The sequence below is a fragment of the Cohnella silvisoli genome (assembly GCF_021190915.1).
GTDB classification, from domain to species: Bacteria; Bacillota; Bacilli; order Paenibacillales; family Paenibacillaceae; genus Cohnella; species Cohnella silvisoli.
Genome location: NZ_JAIOAP010000016.1, coordinates 1 through 20768 on the forward strand (window position 1 = coordinate 1; position 20768 = coordinate 20768).

General features: G+C 45.3%; 17 protein-coding genes and 1 pseudogene. 2 read left to right on the forward strand and 16 right to left on the reverse strand.

Annotated features, from left to right (window positions below; genetic code table 11):
- Positions 1 to 708: 708 nt before the first annotated feature.
- Entirely contained in the window at positions 709 to 1113 is a 405-nt protein-coding gene (locus tag K7P76_RS24870) for a DoxX family protein (protein ID WP_232188360.1), read from the forward strand.
- Positions 1114 to 1354: 241 nt separating this feature from the next.
- Here K7P76_RS24870 and K7P76_RS24875 read toward each other — a convergent pair whose 3' ends face one another.
- From K7P76_RS24875 to K7P76_RS24910, 8 genes and pseudogenes are all read right to left on the reverse strand, one after another.
- Positions 1355 to 2875: a hypothetical protein gene (locus K7P76_RS24875; protein ID WP_232188361.1), complete on the reverse strand. Its 1521-nt coding sequence runs from the start codon at positions 2873 to 2875 to the stop codon at positions 1355 to 1357.
- 74 nt (positions 2876 to 2949) lie between these two features.
- Positions 2950 to 5379 (reverse strand): glucosidase family protein, encoded by a 2430-nt coding sequence (locus K7P76_RS24880; protein ID WP_232188363.1) that lies wholly within the window; start codon positions 5377 to 5379, stop codon positions 2950 to 2952.
- Between the two features lie 9 nt (positions 5380 to 5388).
- Complete coding sequence (locus tag K7P76_RS24885) at positions 5389 to 6261, reverse strand: carbohydrate ABC transporter permease (RefSeq protein WP_232188372.1); 873 nt, start codon at positions 6259 to 6261, stop codon at positions 5389 to 5391.
- A 27-nt stretch (positions 6262 to 6288) separates the two neighbouring features.
- A complete protein-coding gene (locus tag K7P76_RS24890) occupies positions 6289 to 7248 on the reverse strand; it encodes an ABC transporter permease (RefSeq protein WP_232188374.1) in 960 nt (319 codons plus the stop codon).
- A gap of 136 nt (positions 7249 to 7384) precedes the next feature.
- Positions 7385 to 9697: an AraC family transcriptional regulator gene (locus K7P76_RS24895; protein ID WP_232188376.1), complete on the reverse strand. Its 2313-nt coding sequence runs from the start codon at positions 9695 to 9697 to the stop codon at positions 7385 to 7387.
- Between the two features lie 166 nt (positions 9698 to 9863).
- Positions 9864 to 11651 (reverse strand): extracellular solute-binding protein, encoded by a 1788-nt coding sequence (locus K7P76_RS24900; RefSeq protein ID WP_232188408.1) that lies wholly within the window; start codon positions 11649 to 11651, stop codon positions 9864 to 9866.
- A 288-nt stretch (positions 11652 to 11939) separates the two neighbouring features.
- The gene (locus K7P76_RS24905; protein ID WP_232188410.1) at positions 11940 to 12737 is read right to left on the reverse strand and encodes a class I SAM-dependent methyltransferase; all 798 of its coding nucleotides are present in this window, start codon (positions 12735 to 12737) and stop codon (positions 11940 to 11942) included.
- Positions 12738 to 12958: 221 nt separating this feature from the next.
- A pseudogene (locus K7P76_RS24910) lies at positions 12959 to 13137 on the reverse strand (VOC family protein); the annotation flags it as partial.
- A 150-nt stretch (positions 13138 to 13287) separates the two neighbouring features.
- On the opposite strand from K7P76_RS24910, the gene K7P76_RS24915 reads away from it, so the two are divergent.
- Positions 13288 to 14055, forward strand: a complete 768-nt coding sequence (locus tag K7P76_RS24915; protein WP_232188411.1) for a YusW family protein — start codon at positions 13288 to 13290, stop codon at positions 14053 to 14055.
- 104 nt (positions 14056 to 14159) lie between these two features.
- On the opposite strand, the gene K7P76_RS24920 is transcribed toward K7P76_RS24915, so the two are convergent.
- From K7P76_RS24920 to K7P76_RS24955, 8 genes are all read right to left on the reverse strand, one after another.
- Positions 14160 to 14765 (reverse strand): hypothetical protein, encoded by a 606-nt coding sequence (locus K7P76_RS24920; protein ID WP_232188413.1) that lies wholly within the window; start codon positions 14763 to 14765, stop codon positions 14160 to 14162.
- 188 nt (positions 14766 to 14953) lie between these two features.
- Positions 14954 to 15481 carry a hypothetical protein gene (locus tag K7P76_RS24925; RefSeq protein ID WP_232188414.1) on the reverse strand — a complete coding sequence of 176 codons (528 nt, stop codon included), beginning with the start codon at positions 15479 to 15481 and terminating at the stop codon, positions 14954 to 14956.
- A gap of 147 nt (positions 15482 to 15628) precedes the next feature.
- Positions 15629 to 16516, reverse strand: coding sequence for a hypothetical protein (locus K7P76_RS24930; protein WP_232188417.1), 888 nt, complete (start codon positions 16514 to 16516; stop codon positions 15629 to 15631).
- 1295 nt (positions 16517 to 17811) lie between these two features.
- Positions 17812 to 18153: a hypothetical protein gene (locus K7P76_RS24935; RefSeq protein ID WP_232188419.1), complete on the reverse strand. Its 342-nt coding sequence runs from the start codon at positions 18151 to 18153 to the stop codon at positions 17812 to 17814.
- A gap of 90 nt (positions 18154 to 18243) precedes the next feature.
- Positions 18244 to 18564: a hypothetical protein gene (locus K7P76_RS24940; protein ID WP_232188421.1), complete on the reverse strand. Its 321-nt coding sequence runs from the start codon at positions 18562 to 18564 to the stop codon at positions 18244 to 18246.
- 268 nt (positions 18565 to 18832) lie between these two features.
- Positions 18833 to 19180: a hypothetical protein gene (locus K7P76_RS24945; RefSeq protein WP_232188422.1), complete on the reverse strand. Its 348-nt coding sequence runs from the start codon at positions 19178 to 19180 to the stop codon at positions 18833 to 18835.
- Between the two features lie 359 nt (positions 19181 to 19539).
- Complete coding sequence (locus tag K7P76_RS24950) at positions 19540 to 19941, reverse strand: DUF4275 family protein (protein WP_232188424.1); 402 nt, start codon at positions 19939 to 19941, stop codon at positions 19540 to 19542.
- A 162-nt stretch (positions 19942 to 20103) separates the two neighbouring features.
- Positions 20104 to 20682: an LOG family protein gene (locus K7P76_RS24955; protein ID WP_232188426.1), complete on the reverse strand. Its 579-nt coding sequence runs from the start codon at positions 20680 to 20682 to the stop codon at positions 20104 to 20106.
- Positions 20683 to 20768 lie beyond the last annotated feature (86 nt).

The window sequence follows — 20768 nt, forward strand, 5'->3', positions numbered from 1 at the left end:
CCCTACCGTTAGATTTCCGCTGCCAGCAGCGAAAGCAAGTAGCCAACCTATTTGCTTGCAGAAAGTACCGGTATGGCTGGTAAGAAACCCCTACTTCTTAGCGAAGCGTAAGTAGGGGAGGTTCATCAATGCACATATCACTTTTAGAAAAAGTATCCGCCTTGTATTTGCCACCGCCCCCACAGCCCACTAAAAACCCCAATGCCAGTAAAACAATTACACGAATGAACTTCAAAAAATCATCCCCCGCAATTATCTTCCAATCATTTAATTTCGTGATTTTTGTCGAATCCCCTCCTTAGCATAAATGATGACTTTTTATAAGCCTCTTGGTTTAACTTAGTGCTTCAATAAAAGGCCATATTAAGACCTGCTTCTTGAGGAGAGCAATGAAGAAAACAAAATATATATTTAAAATATTCCTTGACGTGCATATTCCTTATCAGGTATATTCAACACATGAATTCGACTTGGAGTGCTCTGGCCGAGCCAAACCGGCTCCGTATTGTTGATCTGCTGCGTCAAGGCGCCCTTTCTGTAGGGGGAAGTAGCCGATCGTTACAAAGAAAGGATGTGAACAGTGTCATCAAACTGTAATCCTGCAAGAATGTGTGGTTCAAGTAGTACTGGAAGGAGTATGGCGCGATCGAGAAACCAAATCGACGTGTTACAAAACGATTAATGTACACCTAAGGAGGCTGAAATTCAATGAAAAAAATTACGATTCCTTACTGGATTTTTACCGTGCTAGTGGTGGTATTTATGGGTGTTGGCGCGATTACCGATACTGTAAAAGCAACTGATGCGGTTGAACTTTTCAAGCATTTGGGTTACCCAGAATATCTTCTTCCTTTTCTCGGTATTGCCAAGATATTAGGGATCATAGCGATCCTTATCCCAGGCTTTCCTCGAATTAAGGAATGGGCGTATGCCGGATTGGTCTTCGATTTGACGGGAGCTATGTATTCAAACATCGCTGAGGACGGCATTTCGGCCGGTTTGAGTTTCCTTATCGGCTATATTATCATCGTAGGTTCCTATGTTTATTATCATAAAAGACAGAAATCTGGCTTGTTGAATCAAACGATTAAGCAAGCAGAACACGCAATTTAAGCATTTAAAGATCAACTACAAAGACCGGACTCTTTATATGGGGCCGGTTTTTTCACCTATTTAGTATTGCAGTGTCATATTTAACCTCGATACTCCTTTGTTCAGACGTTATACATTAATCTATCCTACCCGTTACTTCAACAAACAAAAAGGAGCTGCCTCGTAGCAAGCTCCTCAACTCTCGTTCCCGTTAGCAATAATTACATTGGTGCAGCAGCCAATACGCCTATCCAAAGTCCCGCTAGTTCGCGGCAAACCTGTTCATTCCAGGTTCGACGACATGCCAACTGGGGTTCACGGCGGTTCCCAATCGAATACGCAGTTCCGGAAGCGCGTCCGCCGCTTCCCCAGTGACGCTTGTAACGCTTCCCTCCGAATCGGATGAGATTCGGATATCGATCCGCGTATAACCGGACGGTGTACGGACTGGCAAACCTGTCGCTTCGGCGAAAGTCCATCCGACAGGCAGCCGCGGAACGATGCTTACGGTCTCCATCCCGGTATCGTCGACACCCAGCATCAGCCGCGCGCACTTTAAAGGCTCGGTCACATTCACGAGATTCAGAGCGCCGCACCCTTCCTCCCAGCCGTCCGGTATTTCCGAATCCGGACATAAGTATCGCTCATAGAACCAGAACCGGCTATCCCGGGTGACCGGATAAACCGGCTCCAATGTGGCGTCGATCAAATATTGCACGGCTTTCGTATATAATTCCGGTCGATCGAGAAGAAGCATGCACTGGATGGCGTAGCCTTGCCCATATGACGCCGAAGTGAGATTGCCTTCCCATTCCAAATCAAATTGACTGAACATCCCGTATTTTGCGAATCGTTCCATTCTATGCGAAGTCGTCAGCAGTTTGTAAAAGGTTTGTACGGATGCCGGGACGAACCAGCCATCGCCGCGCGTCAGCGGCATAAAACCGTACACATCCGAAGAATGGGTTAAAATGCCGTTAATGCCCGCAAAGCCTTTATTGCCCTCGTCGTTGAGGATTTCGTCCGCTGCCTGTCGCCCTGTATCCGGGTCAAGACACCAAATCCAGGAGCCGTCTTCGAACACCATGCGATTAAGCATGCTTTCCTTCAAGCCTGCAGCCGTACGCAAACAGCGATTACCGAGCTCCAGCGCTTCCGCTTGCCGGGTTCCGCTCTTCAATCGGGTGCCCGCGAATTCCAGCATCATCGCGACCATGCCGTTCTGCACTACATTGTAGAAGGGCTGAGTCGGCATCCGAATTCCTCCGCCGAATTCGCCGCACCCCGAAACGAACGGCTGCTTTTCCAGAATGAACAGGATGTACCGCAGCGGGGACGTATCGGCAAGCAAATATTTCTCAATCCTGTACCGTACGGCATCTTCTGCCGGAAGCCGTTCCCATAACAAGAAAGACGACACGAGCCAGACTGTGGTTCCGTCCATTTCTTCTCCGCTTCGCGGCTGATTGGGGTACACATACATCGGAAAGGAATAATAGCCCTCCCTATTCAATGCGACATGATCGACCGAAGCTTGCCACGCGGCTTTGGCAAGCTCGAATTCGCCGTAATGAATCAATTCGCGCATGAACGTTCCTTGGTCCCTAGACCACATCGTATCCGACCAATAGCGCCCATCTACCGAAGCGGCCACGAATCCGACCGGCCCTTGGGCCGGATCGGCAATCAAATTTTTCCGAACTATACCCAAGAACGACTCCTCTAATTGCCGCGAAAAATGTTCGGCTGCTTCGCTGCCTTGAAATTGCAATTTGGCTCTCATAGGATTCCTCCGATCAAATAAGGCGGGTACAAGATGGATTTCTTTCTACTGCGGGAAGGATTCTCGGATCTGCGTCATGAACCGTACCGTTCGATTGCCGGGATCAGCACACCCAGTTGGTCGCACAGCAGTCCTTCGTAACCGCAGTGCATACCGTCCGACATCCGCCAATCGACACCGGAGCCGCAGCCGCCGAACGCTGAACCGTCAGCCAGGCTGGCGCACATGTCGGTCAACATGTCGTCCGCTTCCGCCTGCATCCCGACACGGTATAGTGCCGCAATAAAGTGTCTTGCCTGAGATAGAGTGGTGCCGCCGTTCTGGTAAATACCGAATGGCAGATTGTGCATCAGGACAGGCATATCTTCATTCGGTATTTTCCACAGGTTGCCCGGCACACCATAGCGGTAATTGGTCCATCCGACACGCTGCATCTCCTCGTACAGCCCGGCAATCATGGTTCTGGCCGACGACAGATCGTCATCCAGCAAACCGGCTGTAACTGCCGCTCCATTCACAAACAGAAACGCGTAGTCATGTAGCCGGTCTTCCCTGCAGCGCCAGCCAGCGAACCAGCCGGTCTGCGGATTGTAGAAGCAAGTGCGATAACTCGTCTTCAGCTTTGCGGCCCAGGCACGGATCCGGTTCAGCCGCTGGGAAGAGAACAGCCTGGCCGATGACGGAGACTCCGCCAGCTTCAGCAGCGCACCGTACAGCAAAGCATTGACGAATGCATCCTTCCAGCCGAAAGAGATGACGTCCCACCAGTTTGTGCTCCACTGATGTTCGCCGCTGACGCCCTGCCGCTTGTCGCTTTCGATCAAGCCGTCGCCGTCGAGGTCCCGCGCTTCCATCAGCTGCAATTGCAGTTCGATGGTGCCGCGGTAACGATCCATCCATTCCGTATCTTCGGAGTGCATGAGGAAATCAGCCAGTCCAAGCAGCGAACTCACCCCGGTCATTAGGTACTCGTCTTCGTAATACCCATCATGCTTGGATGAGCGCCCGCTTGCGTAACCGGGAGCCAACGTCAACCATCTTTCCAGCGTATCCCGCAGCAGATCGAGCGCGGTCAGATTCGGCAAGATCGGGTCGAGCCTGACGCACAGCGATGACCACAGGTCCATACAGATCGGCGCATGGATCGAGGTGCCGTTGTTGGAGAATGTCGACGTATCCGCGCGGTAAGTGAGCGCTGTCGTCAAGCAGCGGTTGATCGCCCTCTCAACTTCAGGCGGCGTGCCATCAGCCGCGTTCGCCAGCCTCGGAGTGCCGATACGCCATTCCATCGATGATCTGTACCGGCCGGCGGGCAGCAGGTAGTCGCCCTCCGGCTGCGGAATTTCTCCAACCTTCAATTCACAAAGATTCGTATAGATCGGCCGGATCGCATCGGAGCGCCAATAAATCTCGCCGGTCGGACCATCGTCGTGTGCATGAACCTGTATGGTGCCATGCTTGGGAGCATGGAGCAGTAGCGGCAGCGTCACAAGCCCCGTTTCGCCTTGACGGTTTAACGCGCCGAGTACGGTGGTCGGGATGACGCGGCTGTCGAGCGCGATCGTCCAGACACTGCTTTTCCAGACACGCAGCTCGAAAAGACCGGAACGTTCCGCCATGAATCGAAGCCTGTCCTCGTGAACTTCCCAAGTGAGCCGCCAAGATTGCCCCCACTGTTCCATCGTCAAATCATACACAATCGTATTCCCTTTGACGGTGACTTCTCCTTCGACATGGTGAGCCTGAAACCCGGACAGTTCCGCAGCGCCGACCGGGTGGAAACTCAATCCTTGGGCCAGGTATTGTCTTTGCGGACTGAACAACAAGCCAACCTCCGGATTTTTTAGCAGGCTTTGCCGGGTGTTCCCGTTTCCGTCCTCATCGAGCGCCAGATAGCTGAATCCGCTGCGCTGGAGGCGGAAACCCATCTCGAGAAACCGGGTGCGATAACGAACTTCCGTGGCGCAACGCCGCGCCTCTACGCCTGGAGGCAACGCGGACAAGTCGCAGGATGTGAGCGCGAGGCTGCGTTCGATCATCGAATCCGCATCAGAAACTTGCCCGGAAACGGGTTCCCCTTCGACTACGAAAGCATCCGCAGCCAAATTCCAGCTGGGCCACCAACCGTCGACGCCGCTGCGCCGCACCTCCAATATCAACTCCGTAACCTCGACAGCAGGTATCGCCTCGAACCATATTGCGCCGGCGTCAGCCGGCGGACGGCTTTGATTCATTTCGTACAGCACTTCCCGCCACACTCCGGCGCCGTTCCGGACGAGCAGGCGAAAGTCGGCCACCCAATCGCGTTCGTTAACGCTGCCGCATTTGAAATAGCCGCCGTTCTCCTGAATGCCTATTCGCCACAATACGACAGGGGAAGTAAATTGCGCACAACGGGCATGAATAATGCGACGCTCCGGCGCATCCGATTCACAAGGCAATTTGTCCTTCCAGACGGCTCGGTTGAAGCTCAGGCATAAACCGACATTATTCAACATGTTCATCTTGTTCAACTACCCCTTAACGGCACCGAGAATGATGCCCTTGATAAAATACTTCTGGAGAAACGGATAAATGAGCATGACCGGCAGGATGACGACGACCGTCACCGTCGTTCGGATCGATTCCGGCGTCACTTTCATCGAGCTCATCGTTTGCGCGTCCAGCACATTGGTAGAGATGGTCTGCGTCTTGACGAGGTTCAGCAGCATCAATTGCAGCGTCATCAGCTTCGGATCCGTTGCGTAAAACAAGTTGTCCGCCCACGAATTCCAATGACCGACGGCCTGGAAGATGGCAATGGTCGCCAGGATCGGCATAGACAGCGGCAGGATGATCGAGAAGAACACGCGGTAATAGCCGGCCCCTTCCACCATAGCGCTCTCTTCCAATTCGGCTGGAAGTTGCTCGATGTAGGTTTTGATGAGAATCAGATAAAACGGAACGACGATCATCGGCAAAATATACACCCAGAACGAGTTCAGCAGGCGCAAATCAGAAATGAGCAGGTAACTGGGGATAAATCCCCCGCTGACATACATGGAAACGACGAGGCCGCGATACATGAATTTCCTCAGCGGCAACAACGATTTGGTCAGGCTGTAGGCGAACAGCGTACAGCAGATGACGGTGAGAGCCGTGCCGATGACGGTTCGCAGAAGGGAGATGATCGTGGCATCCACCAGGCGGTCCAACTCAAAGACAGTCCGGTAATTGTCAAGGGTGAAGCCCCGGGGCCAGAAGTAGATGCCCTTGATGACTTCCTGGGGATCGGACACGGAATAGATGATCAGGTAATAGAACGGATACAACGTCAAAAAACCGAAAATCGTCAAGAACAGGTAGTTGAATGCGTCGAAAATCCGATCAGTCGTCGATAACTTCACAGCAAGCTCTCCTTTTCGGATGATCCGTCAAATAATGCTTTTTCCCGTTGCCATTTTGTAAACCCAGTTCGCCGTAAATACGAGAACGACGCTTACAACCGATTTGAATATGCCGGCGGCTGTCGAGAACGGAAAATTCAGTTGGACGAGCCCCAGATTGTACACGTACGTATCAAGCACATCCAACTTGCTGTGGACGACCGAATTGGTGAACACGTAATACTGATCGAAGCCCGAAGATAACATATACCCGATTCCGAGCAGGAACAAGACGGCGTAGGTCGGCATCAGACCGGGAATCATGATATGGCGGATTTGCCTGAACCTTCCGGCGCCGTCCACTTCTGCCGCCTGAAACACCTCTTGATCCAGCGATGAGATGGCGGCGATATAAATAATGGCGGACCAACCCAAGCCTTTCCAGTTAGTGATCGCCGCCTGAAGCCACCAGGCGATGTCCGCATTCGTCAGTATATCCGTGGGCTGTTCAATCAGGCCGAGCTTGAACAACAGCCGGTTGATCATTCCGTCGTCAATTGAGAAGAACGCGAAAAAAATCGAATAGACGATGACCCAAGAGATGAAATTGGGAAAGGAGGAGACGATTTGCACGATTTTAGCGAACCACTTCTGCTTGACTTCATTGAGCAGGATGGCGAACGCCATCGGCAGCGGACTGAGCAGCAAGCCTATCGCGCTGATGACCAGCGTATTGCGCATGGCCGTAAGAAACTGGTTCCCGGAGAACAATTGCTCGAAGTTACGAAAGCCGACAATATCGGCGTTCAGGATGCTTTCCCCCGGATAATAGTTGGTGAACGCGATGTACCAGCCCCAAAGCGGAACATAGGCGAACAGAACCATCAGCAGGAAGAAGGGGACCGACATCGTCAGAAGCGGAAATACGCGTCTCCACTTTCTCAGCATCTGTGTTTGTCGTACGGGTGCGCGCATCCGAATCGATTGCTCTCCTTGCATCCCATTCATTGCATTTCCTTCTTTCTTGTTGTGATGAATCCTAGTTTGTCATGCCGGAAATGCAGAAGTAAACTCCTAATTCGTGCGATAATTCCGAATCCGGCAATAAAAAATCCCCCCGCGTCGCGAGGGGTGAAAGGCCGGTTCAATCGGATTTGCCGATCATCGTGCGGAACCGGTATTCTTTGGGCGGAGCCCCGTATTTCATCTTGAACAGGCGGAAAAAGTTGCTTTGGCTCGTGTAACCGACCCGCTCCATAATCTCCTTGATCGTATGGTTGTCATGGTTCAGCAACTGCAGCGCCAGCTCCAGCCGCACTTCGTTCAAATAATCGGCGAACGACTGCGAGGCGGTACCTTTAAATATCCGTCCTACGTAAGTGGGAGACATCTTCAGCATGTCGGATACGCATTGCAGGCTTAAATTCGGATCCGCATACTTCTGGCGTACAATATCTTTGATCGTATCCGTAAGCAAGATGTGTTTCCGCGTCTCCTCGGTATGCTGCCCCTGCATCGTCGTCCAGATAAATTCCAGCATCATCTCCTTCATGTCGTCAAGCGTCGTTTGCTGCATGACGCGCCGCATGAACGGGGTAGCGCCGAACGTTCCGGGATGTGCGGAAATGGGTTGCAACGTTTTCGACATGGTCAAGATCAACCGGGTAACCCCGTAGTCGATATGTTCGATCTCCAAATTCTTCAAGTAATGAAAATAGTGGTTTAACCACTTTTCGCTGTCGGCGGTGTGACCGGCTTTCATGCTTTCGATCAGCCTTTTCTCCGTCTCCTCCAGCAACCCGGGATCGAACGATTTTCGGCTTTCCTTCACCGCTTCCGCCGTTATGATGCCCCCTTCGCCAAAGACGAGACGATATGCCAGCAGCTTCCGAAGCTCGGCATGATGCTCGGCAAAATCGCGATAATCGGCAATCTCCCGGCTGACCGCTGCCGTGACCGAAATCCGGTAATAGTGGAGAATGACTTCCTGCGTTTCTTGCAGCAGCGCATTCAATTCTCCGATGCGGCCCTGATGGTCCGGGGACAAGCTGACGATCGCCGACACGGTTCCATCGTTCAGCTCGATCATTTCCAACTCGAGTCGGTTACCGACAATTTCTTTGGCGATATTGGCGACGGCGAAATGCATCAGCTTGTTGTCTTCCCGATCAAGGTTAATGGACAGAAGCACGACGACATACGGTCCTTCGGGTTCCAGTCTCAAGTTATACTGCCGCCGGGATTCGCAGAATTCGGATTCGGATATAGCGTCCTTCATCGTCAATAACCGCTGCAGATAATAGCTTTTGACGACGTCGCGCTTCTCGCCGTATACTTGCTGCATCGTGTTGAGCTGATGCATGACGTTCTTGTAGGAATCGTTGATGACGGAAAATTCCAGACGGCCCCGCGCGGCCGGGCGGGCATCGGCCGCCGCCGGTTTGCGGAATTGGCGCATCAATTCTTCCACCGGTTTGTACAGGCGATGCGAAGAGATGAACGTGACGACGACCGCTAGCACGAGAAACAGCAGTACGACGGCAACGGACGATTGCCGCAGCTTCCGGACGCCGGACATGACCTCATCATAGGATTGCAGGGTAACGACCTGCCAGTCCAGCGCCTTGATTTGCAGCGGAGTCGCCACCCATTTGCCGTTCGGACCGTCAATCGTCTTGGACGTCATGGAGGACTTCAGCTTGCCAAGATGGGGGGCGAGCATCGATGCTGCGTCCACATCCGCCGAGGCAAGCCGCGATGCCGATTGATACACCGTCCCTTGTCCGTCGACGATAACGATCGTACTGTTGAAATGGCCGTTCGGCTTGTTCAGTTCGATCAGGTTGTTCATGATCCAATCCGGCTTGATATTGATCACAATCGCATTCTCGCGTGCTTGATGGGAACTCGGACTGTCGTACATCAGCATCGAAAGTACGCGTTCCGTCTTGTTTCCGTGATCGTATTCGACCGGAATGAGCATCAATTTCCTCGTATCCCGCTGTCCGTCGAGCAATTGGCGAAAAGCCCGGCTCATTCCGCTCCCCCCATCCCGAAGCCGGAAATCGCCGCTGTTATACAAGGTGTCCGTTTTGCCGTTATAGACAAGGATGGAATTTAAGTAGTTGGTCGATTCGGTTGTTTTGTCCAGCTCGTACAACCTTGGCGTAATATCGAAAAAATCCAGATCGTCCCTCTTCATCAGAACGTTGACATCGTTGTCGAAGTAGAGGGAGATGAGGAACTGGATAAACATGTTGTTCGTGAAGTCGATATTATAGGCAACCTGGGACAACACTTTCCGGTTGCTGTCGTCCAGCATCTTCATGGCATTTTTCTGGGCGTTGAACATCAAAGCCCCGGAGCTGACCGTAACGAACAGGAGCATAATCAGCAAGCTGGACAACAGAATTTGGACCAAATATTTTCTCGAGCGGTATCGATTAAACAAATTCACGAGTTGTTCCTCCCGAGCTTAAGGAATTGTTTCACCTTCCCATTGTCTCACAAACAGGAGGATGCTCCCTACTCCAAGTTATGGCGAATGCTCCAAAATTCCAAAAGCAAGCAGCGGCAGACGATGGATTTATCGTCTGCCGTCGGCCGATCCCGCGCGTTTTCGGTTATTGCGAAGCCTGGACTTTGATCTTCAGCTCTTCGTACTTGTCGTTGAAAAATTGGAATACTTCCTCGATCCCCATTTTTTTGATTTCATCGATAAACTTCGCTTTATTCGCGTTATAGTCTTCCTCTGTTTTGCTCGCGATGATGCCCGGAGCCATGCTTTGCTGGTAGGAAGACATCTGCGCCGCCTTGGACGCCAAATCTGTGCCTTGCGGCAGCGCGATGGCCGATTGCAGCGAACCGCTATGGGTGTTGTTCGGTATTTGGTCCAGCACTTCCATCGGATATTTCAAGTTATTGATGTTCATATAATCGAGCAAGGCACCCTTGGTGTTTTCCTTCAAATATTGTTCGTCATTCGTGACGAGCGCTTTGAAGCCGCTCGGATCGTCCAACCCCGCCCAAAGCGGCATATGGTAATAAACGCTGACCCCGTATTTCTCTTGAATTTCCGCAGGGGTGTGCGTTTTTTTGAAATCGGTGAATTCTTTCAGTTCTTTCGGCTGCTTGCCGTCAACAAGCTCCCATGTTTGTCCCAACACGCCATTGTTAATCGTCTCATACGCTTCCGGCGTCGCCAAATAGTTGAGCAAATCCATGGCACGGTCGGGATGTTCGGAATTGGCGGAAATCATGACGAAATACTGGTTGCCGATATCGTTGACGGCATAGAAATAAGCGTCCTTATCCTTCGTCCACACCGGAATCGGCACCATACCTTTCTCCGGATCGGGCTCGCCGTCTTTCGCGGTAAAATATTGGTTCACATTGCCGAGCGCCCAGATGGCTTGACCGGCGAAATACCGCCCTTGACTTGCCTTATCGCTCATGTTCCCCCATTTCTGGGTGATAGACTCGGGGTCGAGAACGCCTTCCCGGTAAGCCTTGGCATAGAAGTCCATCGCTTTCCACCAGATGCTGTCCGGATCGTGCATGGCAGGAACCAACTTATCGGTTGCCACGTCGCGGGCGTAGTATTGAGGAACGCCGACAAACATGCCTCGGCCGTTGGCGATCGCCTTGTCGATCATGTTGATCGTCCAGGAATCGCCGAAGCCCATGCCGAAGCCGTAGGTCTTCTTCCCTTCTTTATTAACGGGCTCGAGCTGCTGCATATCTTTCAATACTTGCAAGAAGGCGTCGAGCGAATCCAGCTTCGGCTTACCGAGCTTTTTGTACAGATCCCAGCGGATGTTCCACATATTGTTCGCCTGAAGCGGCGACCAATCGCCGCCGTAAACCTGCGGCTTGAGAAAGTACGTTTTGTTGTCAGGCTGCTCGTAAATCACCCGTTGCTTTTTCACGGCATCGCCGATGAACTGCTTAATATTAGAGCCATTGGAGGCGATGAGATCTTCGAGCGCAATCACTTGTTTGTTATTGATCAAATTTTGCACGATCGTATAGTCCGACGTGATGACGATATCCGGCAGGTCGCCGCTCGCAATCAGGGCGCTCAGCTTCGCTTTGGCGTCTCCTCCTCCGAGGAACGGCTCGAAGTCCATTGTCACGCCGGTTTGCTTCGTAATTTCCTGGGCAACCGGATCGCTCGGCACCGGGTTCGGCATCGGATTCAGCAGCCATTCCGCAAATATTTTCAAAGTTACCGGCTCCGGAGATGCAGGCTCGTTTGAAGTCGCGCTTTCCGCAGGCGTTGCTTGCGACTGACTTGGCATTACGTTGTTATCCTCTTTTTTCGACGTGCAACCGGCCAAGGCCATTGCAATCATCGCAAAGACAAATAACCATACTGCGACTGTTTTCGTGGTTCTTGATTTTCTTGACATTCTCTGATCCTCCCTATGCAACTTAAATTATAACTGACCTTAGTGTTACACGCCCTGCACACGCTTTCATACTCCTAAAAATGGCGTTTGCTCCGATTGCCAAGAAAAGAGGACCTTTGGAGTATTCGTAACAATCGTTGTGTGTGCTTCTGGCACGGCCGATGATGAAAAAAGCCCGTGTAAAAACAGATCACTTGATCAATAAAAGAAAAAAGCTTGATTTCTCAAGCTTCAATCTTTCAGATATGTCCCTACTTTTGGGTATTATCAATGGTTTTATCTCCTTGATCAAGAGTTCAACAGTTTCCCGCTGGTTCCTTTTTTGGCGGTAACAATCGGTTGATAATATCCCGAATCTGCTGGCATATGCCAATCAATGTTGTCAAAACCTGAGGCTCTTAATATCTGGCTGAATTCGTCTCTTAGCAGGGCTCTGTAAGTTGTTCGCTGAACACTTGTATTCCACTTTCCCTCACGTTCAATCAAGATGAAATGATTTACCGTGTAAGTTCTGTTATCATTCGACCAATCCCACACCTGAAAAACGATACGTTTGCCATCATCGAACACGCGTGGCACGGTAGCATGCTCCTTTAGTTGTACTCGCTGGTCATAGTCCCTAATAGTAATTAACAGTAGACCGCCTTCCGACAACTTCGCATGCATATTACGACAAGCCGCTGCTAGATCCTCATCAGTTAGCAGATGGGGAATGGCATTATCGGCTGACATTACAATTGAAAACTCTCCTTCAACGTCGTCCTGCAAATTACGGAGATCTGCTACACCAAAATGGATGCTTACTCCTGCCTTCCCGGCTTCTTCTGCACCACGGGCAACGGATTGCGGGCTAATATCGGTTGCAGTTACTTCATAACCAAGTCGAGCCAACCCAATGGCTTGTGTTCCGATCCCGCACGAGGCGTCCAAAAGTGTTTTTGATTTGAGTTTGAATTGAACACGAGGGGAACGAATAAGCTGATCGAGGATTTGACCTTGTTGCACTACAGATTGGTACCAATCATCGAAAATGAGATGATAATTAACCGATAGTTCATCATAAAAATTTGTTATTGAATCCTTCATATTAATTCCCCTCTCAAGCGGGTTGGGCCAGTTCCCGGAAAACCGATCCATGCCCCATGGCACCAAAAGTTCCCATGACGATAACAATATAATATAACGAGGCTACCGAACATCTCGCGGCAGCCTCGTGGTGTAGTTTATTGAGCTATCGTTTCCCGTCGTTTAGCAACAGACCACAACGACATCCTTCTGAGTGTATCTCAATCAAGACAGAACCTCGAGGTCTTAGGATAACTGACTTGAGCACCGCTCATCAAGGTAAGCACCAACCCATGGTCGTCAAATAGTACAGCGAATGAATTACCACGCGTATTCCCGGTTTTTAGTTCGAATATTTCTCCAAGAATTCTTGAGTCGCTTTAACATCGTTGACCGTGAGATTCAGATGGTTTAATTTCATATGTTACAACTCCTTCATATGATACTGTGATATTAACGAATATTACTTTAGCGATTCTCCTCGATATACGGACCCAAAATTGAAGATCCCTACGAATAATATAATATAGAGACTGCCAACCATCATATTATGTTATTCAGGAGGACAATTATGAAGAAGAAAATCGCTTACATGTTAATAGGGGCACTATGTTCGATCACGCTTACATATGGATTTGTCGCTTTTGCGGATAAATTAGAAACCCCGTCAACAATGAAGGATCCAACTGTTGTGAGTGAAACCGCTAAACAACAAATTGTTAAATCGAATGAGGTTTCCATCACGCTAATTCCTTCGCCTTCTCAAAGCCAAAGCGATTTGAACACAATATCAACCACGAACTCGCTTAATGCCAACGAAGAATCGTTCAAGCTCGATCAGCTGAGGAAATTAGAAATTAAAATAAATCAAAATGGTCTGAAAGTTAAAATAGAGCTTAAACGGGAAAATGCTAAAATCGAATCCGAAGTGAAAATAGAAAAGACCGGCGATCATGACAGCCATTTGGAAGGTAGCAAAGCCAATCAATATATCCAACAACTTCTGGGATCCATCGGGTTAAACGAAACAATAAGCAAACAAGAATTTGTGGATGCCTTACTCAAGAAATTGGCCATCGACCCAGTTCAAGCAAAAATCAAAGTCGAATTAAAATGGAATGATCAGTCTTCAGAATTAAAATATGAACAAGATGATAAAGACAAGGATCAAAAAGTTCAAAAAGTTCGTAAGAAACATAAAGATAAAATTGAGCGTGAGGATCGTGATGATAGCGACCACCATGATGGCGACTATAATGACGAACATGATGACGAGCATGACCACGATCATGACCACAACAACGATCACGACCACGATGACGGAGACGAGGAGGAGTAATACGCCCTCAAAATGGCGGACAAAACCCTTGTTTATTGAACAGGCAGCCGATGTTATCGGCTGCCTGTCCCTCGTTATGCTATCGTTCTCCGTTAATTAAGAACTTATATTGTACTCCAAATATTTTTGTAAAGGTCAGTAACGGTTAAATTTACTATTCCTGTTTCATTTAATGAAATTTCCTTTTTTTCATAAGAATCATTCGGAAAAATATAGAAACTAAAATCATCTCCATCTTTGTAGTTTAGCCCGCTCACGCCGGATACCGAGCTTGTGTAAATTTCATTTTTATATTCTGCTGTCATTTTAGCAATCATATTAGTTGTAAATGTATTCCCGTTTATTGTAGCATGCTGACCACCTGAAATTAACGAAGCGCCTGCTAGTGAATATTGTCCCCTTGATCTAAACCCAATTCTATACCCTCCCGAATTTATGCTACCTGTATTATCGATCCAAGATACATATATTTTATAAGTACCATCATTGTATAACACTTTTCCAATATTACTTTCTAAATCCGACAGGTCAATTGATATGGAATACTTCCCTTGTAAAATATGCCCTTCTTGTGTGGTAAATTTTTTAGTGTTATTTGCAACATAGGCAATCCCTTCGTTCCATAAACCAATAAAACCTGTAAGCCAAAAAATTAAAACAATTAGAACAACAATTGGTGTTGAAATATAGAGTGTTTTCTTGGCATTCATTTTCAATACCTCCAACAAAATAGGAAAATAACAATCTGTAACAAGCCAATTCATCTGCGGATCGTTATTCACTATTAAAGGTATTCGATGAAATAATTAAACTATCCTGCCCGTTACTTGAGTAAAACCGATTGTTATAAAATTCTCTTCTTTTGTGAAGTTCGCCGGTCAATTTCGTAATACCCAAGTCAATAAGAAATTATCTGAATAAGATTATTGTTGGAAGAGTACATCATAATATTTAATGATTTAGCATTGCCAATATCATCATTAATTCTTTTATAGAAAGTATTATTTTTTACTATGACTTCAAAAGTTTGTTTAACTCCATTTTCCTCTAAAAGATACTCAAATACGATTTTACTTACGTTTGCTGGTTTAAAGACGACTCCCCAAATACTATTTTGTTGTTCGTTTAACTTGTAATCACTCCATACAAAACCAAGTTCTTGTATATTATTATTATTATATTGAAAAGCAACTTCCTTATCACTTGAGTATTTGTACTGATTGTTCTCGTTAGTTTGATACGTGTTCCCAACAAGATTGCGTTTATTATCTGTAAATATAACAAATTTATCTCCACTATCAGAAAATAAAATCTTGATTTTTTGGGTCCATACGTTACTAATGGACTCTTCTAAATTCATTGAAAAGTGCTCGCAGCCAATAAGAATTATAACTAACGCAAGTATTAAAAGCTTTTGATTTCTCATTTTTTTCTCCTCCCCTTTGAGGCTTTTGTTTAAACATACAATGGGTTGGTCATTATTATACATTAAGAACTGATGCTACACATAGAAAATCGCAATTCGTGTGCCGTTAGCAAACGAATTGCGATTTTCTATATTATAAATTGCTAGTTAGCTAGGATTTGATGTAGACATCGGTGGTCCGTATGTGGGTCCCCAAGATCTATTAACATACGAATAACTTATGGTCAGTTGTCCTGTAACATTAAGGCCGGTAAAAGAAATACCGGCACTTGGATCAGCCTGTCTATCCTTATAATTATGTGCATAAGAAGTGTAGAGAGTCGTACTTGCTGGTGCCGTAAAATAGATAACAAGATTAATCCGATCTGACAAGCTTGCATTATCAATTATATTCCAAATCTTTCCAGTCCCCAAGGTTTGGCCATCGGTTATCAAACTCCCGGAAGTCCACGTACCATTTGATGAACTGCCTTGATTCGATCCAAGCCAATCATAAACATTTCCATAAGTTTGAGTGATATTGATAGCTTTGTTAGCACCGATTGAAGCCTTATCTTCAGCATCTCCATATTGATCCCACGTATTAGTAGCCCAATCAATAATAGACTCAGCCCTGAAAGAACCGTTCTGAGTGTTAATATATAAAGTATTGGAAATTATTGCATTCGAAGAGATACTCAAAATCGCAACTTCTTTAGCAGCCTTGCCTGGATCTGGATTAGGAACTTCAACCCATCCATAATCGTTCAATAGTTGTTTGATCTCAGATTCAGCGTTTATCTGTTCTTTTTCGTAGATTTGTTCTCGAATCTGTTTACCTTCTAAGGAGTCCCTAGTCACTTTTTCTCTTACAATTTCCAATTCGCTATCAGAATGAGCTTTCTTGTAGTGTTTTTCGAGAATAGAAGCTTTCTTTGTTTCCATCTCTTTAATCGGATCGTCGTTCGATTTTGCAGAACGTTCGGCACTAGCAACGGAAGCAACAAAAATAGTAAGTATTAATGTAAGCCCAATGATTACAGATTTTTTAAGCATAGCCTAACCTCCTGTTTGTTCCTAGTAGATATAATTTTGTCATAAATGCTTAGTTATCCCTATTTTGGGTTTAATTGTCTTTGCTGCATTTGTTTTATTCAACAAATTTTTTAGACGGAAATAATTAAATAAAATTTATCTGAATTTAAAGTAAAGACGACAAAATATTTTCCAACAATTAATTCCAACAAACACCTAGTTAATTTCTAAGGTTCACCATAATCTCTTACATTATGAGCAAACTTACTTTTAAAAATATTAGTTCATGGCCACCCACCTCTCAATTCATATAATCCATAAAATATCAATAGAAATTCAAAATTTTCAATTGCCTATTGACACCTATAATTTAACAATAAATATAGACTTGAACAATAGTTCTTGTGGACCTTTTAATGTCGAAATTTGTTGAAAATTACATTTTTATTAAATATATTCCATAACGATGTATACAAGGCTACGACCTTATAATGGGGTAGATTGTCGTTGGAGCGCAAGGAAAAAACCTTTCCTCATAACGAATAACGAAAATTGTCGATGGATCTTTGCTTCAGAATATGGGATAACTTGTGTTTCCATTTATTACGCATTTGCCCGTTAGCACAGAAGACTACCGAACATTACTCTCGGTAGCCTTCTCCATTGTTTATTTAACTATCGTCACCCGTTAGTTCAACATGGAATCAGATTCTCACCAGAGAGTTTGAAGCTTAATGATGTACCTCTCCCCCTTGGGCTCCAACCCTGCTTGATTGCCTTTGTAATGATAGTGGCAACTTCTGCAGGTTTCACAATCTTATTATTCAGTGACTCAACGTTCGGAGATTCAACCCAAAATTCATTAATATCTGATTCTATATTAACCCTAATTAATTGTCCCTTATATTCATCTTTAAACAAGAATACCCTTCACTAAAGGAGTGATTACCCAATTAAATGTATCTTGTCCGACACTGATCTTCCTTGATCCTTTTTTACTAATTGTCATAATTCAACCCCATCTAATAGTTAGTTGAACAAACGTTCCGTTCCCCGGTAGTTCAACGGCTAACTTTTGATTTTCATCAAAATAATGTTCCTAGCGAAGCACGTTTCGCATGAAATAATTCTTTCAAATTTGTAAACATCGATTTCGGAGTACACATCCTTGACTATAAGATAATACTTTTCACAATCTGGACAAGGTACTTTCTCGTCTGGATTTAAAGCAAGTGACTTACCAGTTTCAATCCATTTCGAGGTATTTTGCTTCCTCATGAGAACTACCCCCTTTAACGACAAACTATCGTGTCTCTTTAGTTCAATCCATGGTCATCGTCAATTATCCATGAAAACTCTTTAGCAATCGCCCTTGCGATGTCAGATAATGCTTGTTCAAGGATGTCATCAGTGTATCTGGGCACATCGATTTCAACTAAATTTACTTCTTCAATACCCTCCAGTGTGATAAAATCATAGCTCCCATTTGGGTTAGCAGGAATACCTGTAACTTTAACAAGCTCCCCATTAACATCTTTGAGAAATGTCAAGTAACTAACTTTTGCGAATCCTAAATTAGAGGTTAAATATTGCTCCAAAACCTCTACTTTAATTTTTTGAGTGTATGTATCGGAATGGATGCTTATATAGTCATACATAGTTTCACCTCACTCATTCGTGACTAAATTAGTCATTTCCTTTATGCTTTGGTCCCTTAGCGATAACTACCCGCTAGATGAGTAAAGGATTTATTTACTTACTTTCAATGAGAACAACTCTAAAAATGTTTTATACCATTCAATTCTTCTGGATTTGATTAAAGTCAGGGCTTCGTTCAATGCAATTCCTACAAGACTTCCTAACTGATTGAAATCAATCCGAGATTTCCGCAACCAGATTTCTGCAAGAGATTCGCCTGCACTTGCTCTTATCATATCATCGAACGAAACATCATTAGCGACATTCATAAGAATATGTATCACACCATCGTCATCAAATTGGGATACATTCATAACCGTATCATCGATTTCGTCATCTCTAGATGTATCGTCATATATTATAGCAAACAAGTTTTCTTTATCTGTCTTAAATGTCCTAACCCTTCACCTATATTATAACGACATCATTGTATCGTATTGAATGCTGCCCGTTAGTTCAACGAGGCTGCCGTTCACCATGCGGCAGCCTCGAAGTATAGTTTATTGAGCTATCGTGTCCCGAGGGAGCGTAATGGTGTTTGGATCAGACCGAAGGCCGAATAGCCCGATGCGTGAATATGGTGTTAGAAGGTGGTCAGCTCTTCTCTGCGTTACTTTACGAAAAAAATGGATATTAAAATCATAAATTATGTAATAAATCGTTTTTTACCATAATACTAAAAATATACTCTGCAACTTCGTTCCTATCTCCTGGATTATCTACTGCATAACTAATCAAATCGTAATCCTCATCTAAGACAAGTGTGAAACCCCTATTCTTATATTTGTATTTATAATGAGTACTCCAAATCATTGGATATTCGCCAATAAATCGAATATATAAATCGTTAGTAAATAATCTTTTAATAAAATGTAATTCTGTATTATTGGGATACTCTCTAAAAAATGATTCAGGAATATATTTTTTCAATATATACCTCAAATCAAAAATGTGCTCTTTCTCTGCATCATAATTAATTTCTATCATAAAAAGCATCTCCTCGGGCTTCTTCTAAGATCCCTACTAAATGTTCCCATGCTACAATCTTTGTAATAGATTCTTAATCCTTAGCCACGTGCGTTCCTAATGTTTTATTTAAGCTCTTTACTGACTTTCATCGAACGTTAATGTGTTCACGACGTCCAACTCCCTTAAGCCCGAAGGGCGGCCGCGATGCGGTTAAGGAGTTGGATGTTTCCGGCTAATTCCGCTTCCTGCTACTGCCAATTACTTCTCCGAAACCTCATCTAACTCCTGCCGGACCGAGGGCCGAATGGCCCTATGCGTGAACATGGTGTTATGTTCTCGGCTTCTTCGAATTCCTTGAATTCATTCCGTTCATGTAATCATTGTTTAATATAAAAATAAGGTCCACACTGTTCTTCATGTGTCTGGACATAGGTCCAATTAAATTCCTTATCTACAATGTAAATATCGTTCTCTTGTTCAAAATGCTCTGCTTTAACATGCATTGGATTCTCAAGGATGAATGTCCGACTTTGATTTTGATAAAATATATAACATGTTTGCTTATTCAAGTTATTAGAAGCTGTCTTCGCTTCTATCTTCTTTAAGCATTCAATCTTTTTATAACTAAACAAATGCCACAGAAATTGATCCATATAGATTATCATTTTTTCACTGGCACTTAAGCCAGTTGCAAAATGATAATCCCACATTCCTCGTAAATATTGATCCCATTTATTTAATTCAATGATTTCTACACCTATATTTTTTAAGGGATTCAAGAAGAGAAGTGATCTTTATTCCTCATTTCATTTGTTTTTATGCATTTCGAGAATTTCACATAACGTATTAGTTATGAACTTCTCAAAAATACCATGCTTGGAGAATTCGCTAAGTTATTAAACTATCCTACCCGTTAGCTTAATTATCCTTAGTTGCTCAATCTAGCTAAGCTGCTTCCACTTTTGTTCTAGCGTTTGAGGAACATAGCTTTCCAATTGATGTAAAAGCTCCAAGGGTTCATTGGAAACGTTTAACAGACTGAGATGTGAAGCATTGGAGAAGCCTTCATTAATGCTGTGTTCAATCAGATTAATTAACGGATTAAAATAATTTCTGATATTGAGAATGCCTACTGGTTTTTTGTGTATGCCAATTTGTGACCAGCACAAGACTTCGAAAAGTTCCTCATAAGTCCCAAAACCGCCGGGTAAAGCAATAAACCCATCAGCTAGTTCTCCCATTTTAGCTTTGCGCCCATGCATATCTTCTACTTCTATTAACTGGGTTACCTCTCTATGTACCATTTCTCCTTTAAACAATCCTTTAGGCATAACTCCGATCACTTCACCTCCGCCATTCATGACAGCATTAGCGATTTCACCCATTAAACCTATTTTAGATCCTCCGTAAATTAATCGATAATTTTTTTTAGCCATGTAATTACCAAGTTCAGCTGCTTTAACTTTATAATCGTGATGCTCCCCTAAATTTGATCCGGCAAAAACACATATTGATTTCACATTCTCATCCCCAAACTATATATAGTTATTATCCGATATACAATATACTATATATCGGAGTGTGAATCATACTAAAGATTTAGGAG

Bases quoted from the DNA above. Each gene is read 5' to 3' on its own strand.
- K7P76_RS24880 (WP_232188363.1), bottom strand. From the start codon at position 5,379: ATGAACATGTTGAATAATGTCGGTTTATGCCTGAGCTTCAACCGAGCC.
- K7P76_RS24875 (WP_232188361.1), bottom strand. From the start codon at position 2,875: ATGAGAGCCAAATTGCAATTTCAAGGCAGCGAAGCAGCCGAACATTTT.
- K7P76_RS24870 (WP_232188360.1), top strand. From the start codon at position 709: ATGAAAAAAATTACGATTCCTTACTGGATTTTTACCGTGCTAGTGGTG.
- K7P76_RS24920 (WP_232188413.1), bottom strand. From the start codon at position 14,765: ATGAATGCCAAGAAAACACTCTATATTTCAACACCAATTGTTGTTCTA.
- K7P76_RS24945 (WP_232188422.1), bottom strand. From the start codon at position 19,180: ATGATAGAAATTAATTATGATGCAGAGAAAGAGCACATTTTTGATTTG.
- K7P76_RS24930 (WP_232188417.1), bottom strand. From the start codon at position 16,516: ATGCTTAAAAAATCTGTAATCATTGGGCTTACATTAATACTTACTATT.
- K7P76_RS24900 (WP_232188408.1), bottom strand. From the start codon at position 11,651: ATGTCAAGAAAATCAAGAACCACGAAAACAGTCGCAGTATGGTTATTT.
- K7P76_RS24935 (WP_232188419.1), bottom strand. From the start codon at position 18,153: ATGTATGACTATATAAGCATCCATTCCGATACATACACTCAAAAAATT.
- K7P76_RS24890 (WP_232188374.1), bottom strand. From the start codon at position 7,248: ATGAATGGGATGCAAGGAGAGCAATCGATTCGGATGCGCGCACCCGTA.
- K7P76_RS24905 (WP_232188410.1), bottom strand. From the start codon at position 12,737: ATGAAGGATTCAATAACAAATTTTTATGATGAACTATCGGTTAATTAT.
- K7P76_RS24915 (WP_232188411.1), top strand. From the start codon at position 13,288: ATGAAGAAGAAAATCGCTTACATGTTAATAGGGGCACTATGTTCGATC.
- K7P76_RS24925 (WP_232188414.1), bottom strand. From the start codon at position 15,481: ATGAGAAATCAAAAGCTTTTAATACTTGCGTTAGTTATAATTCTTATT.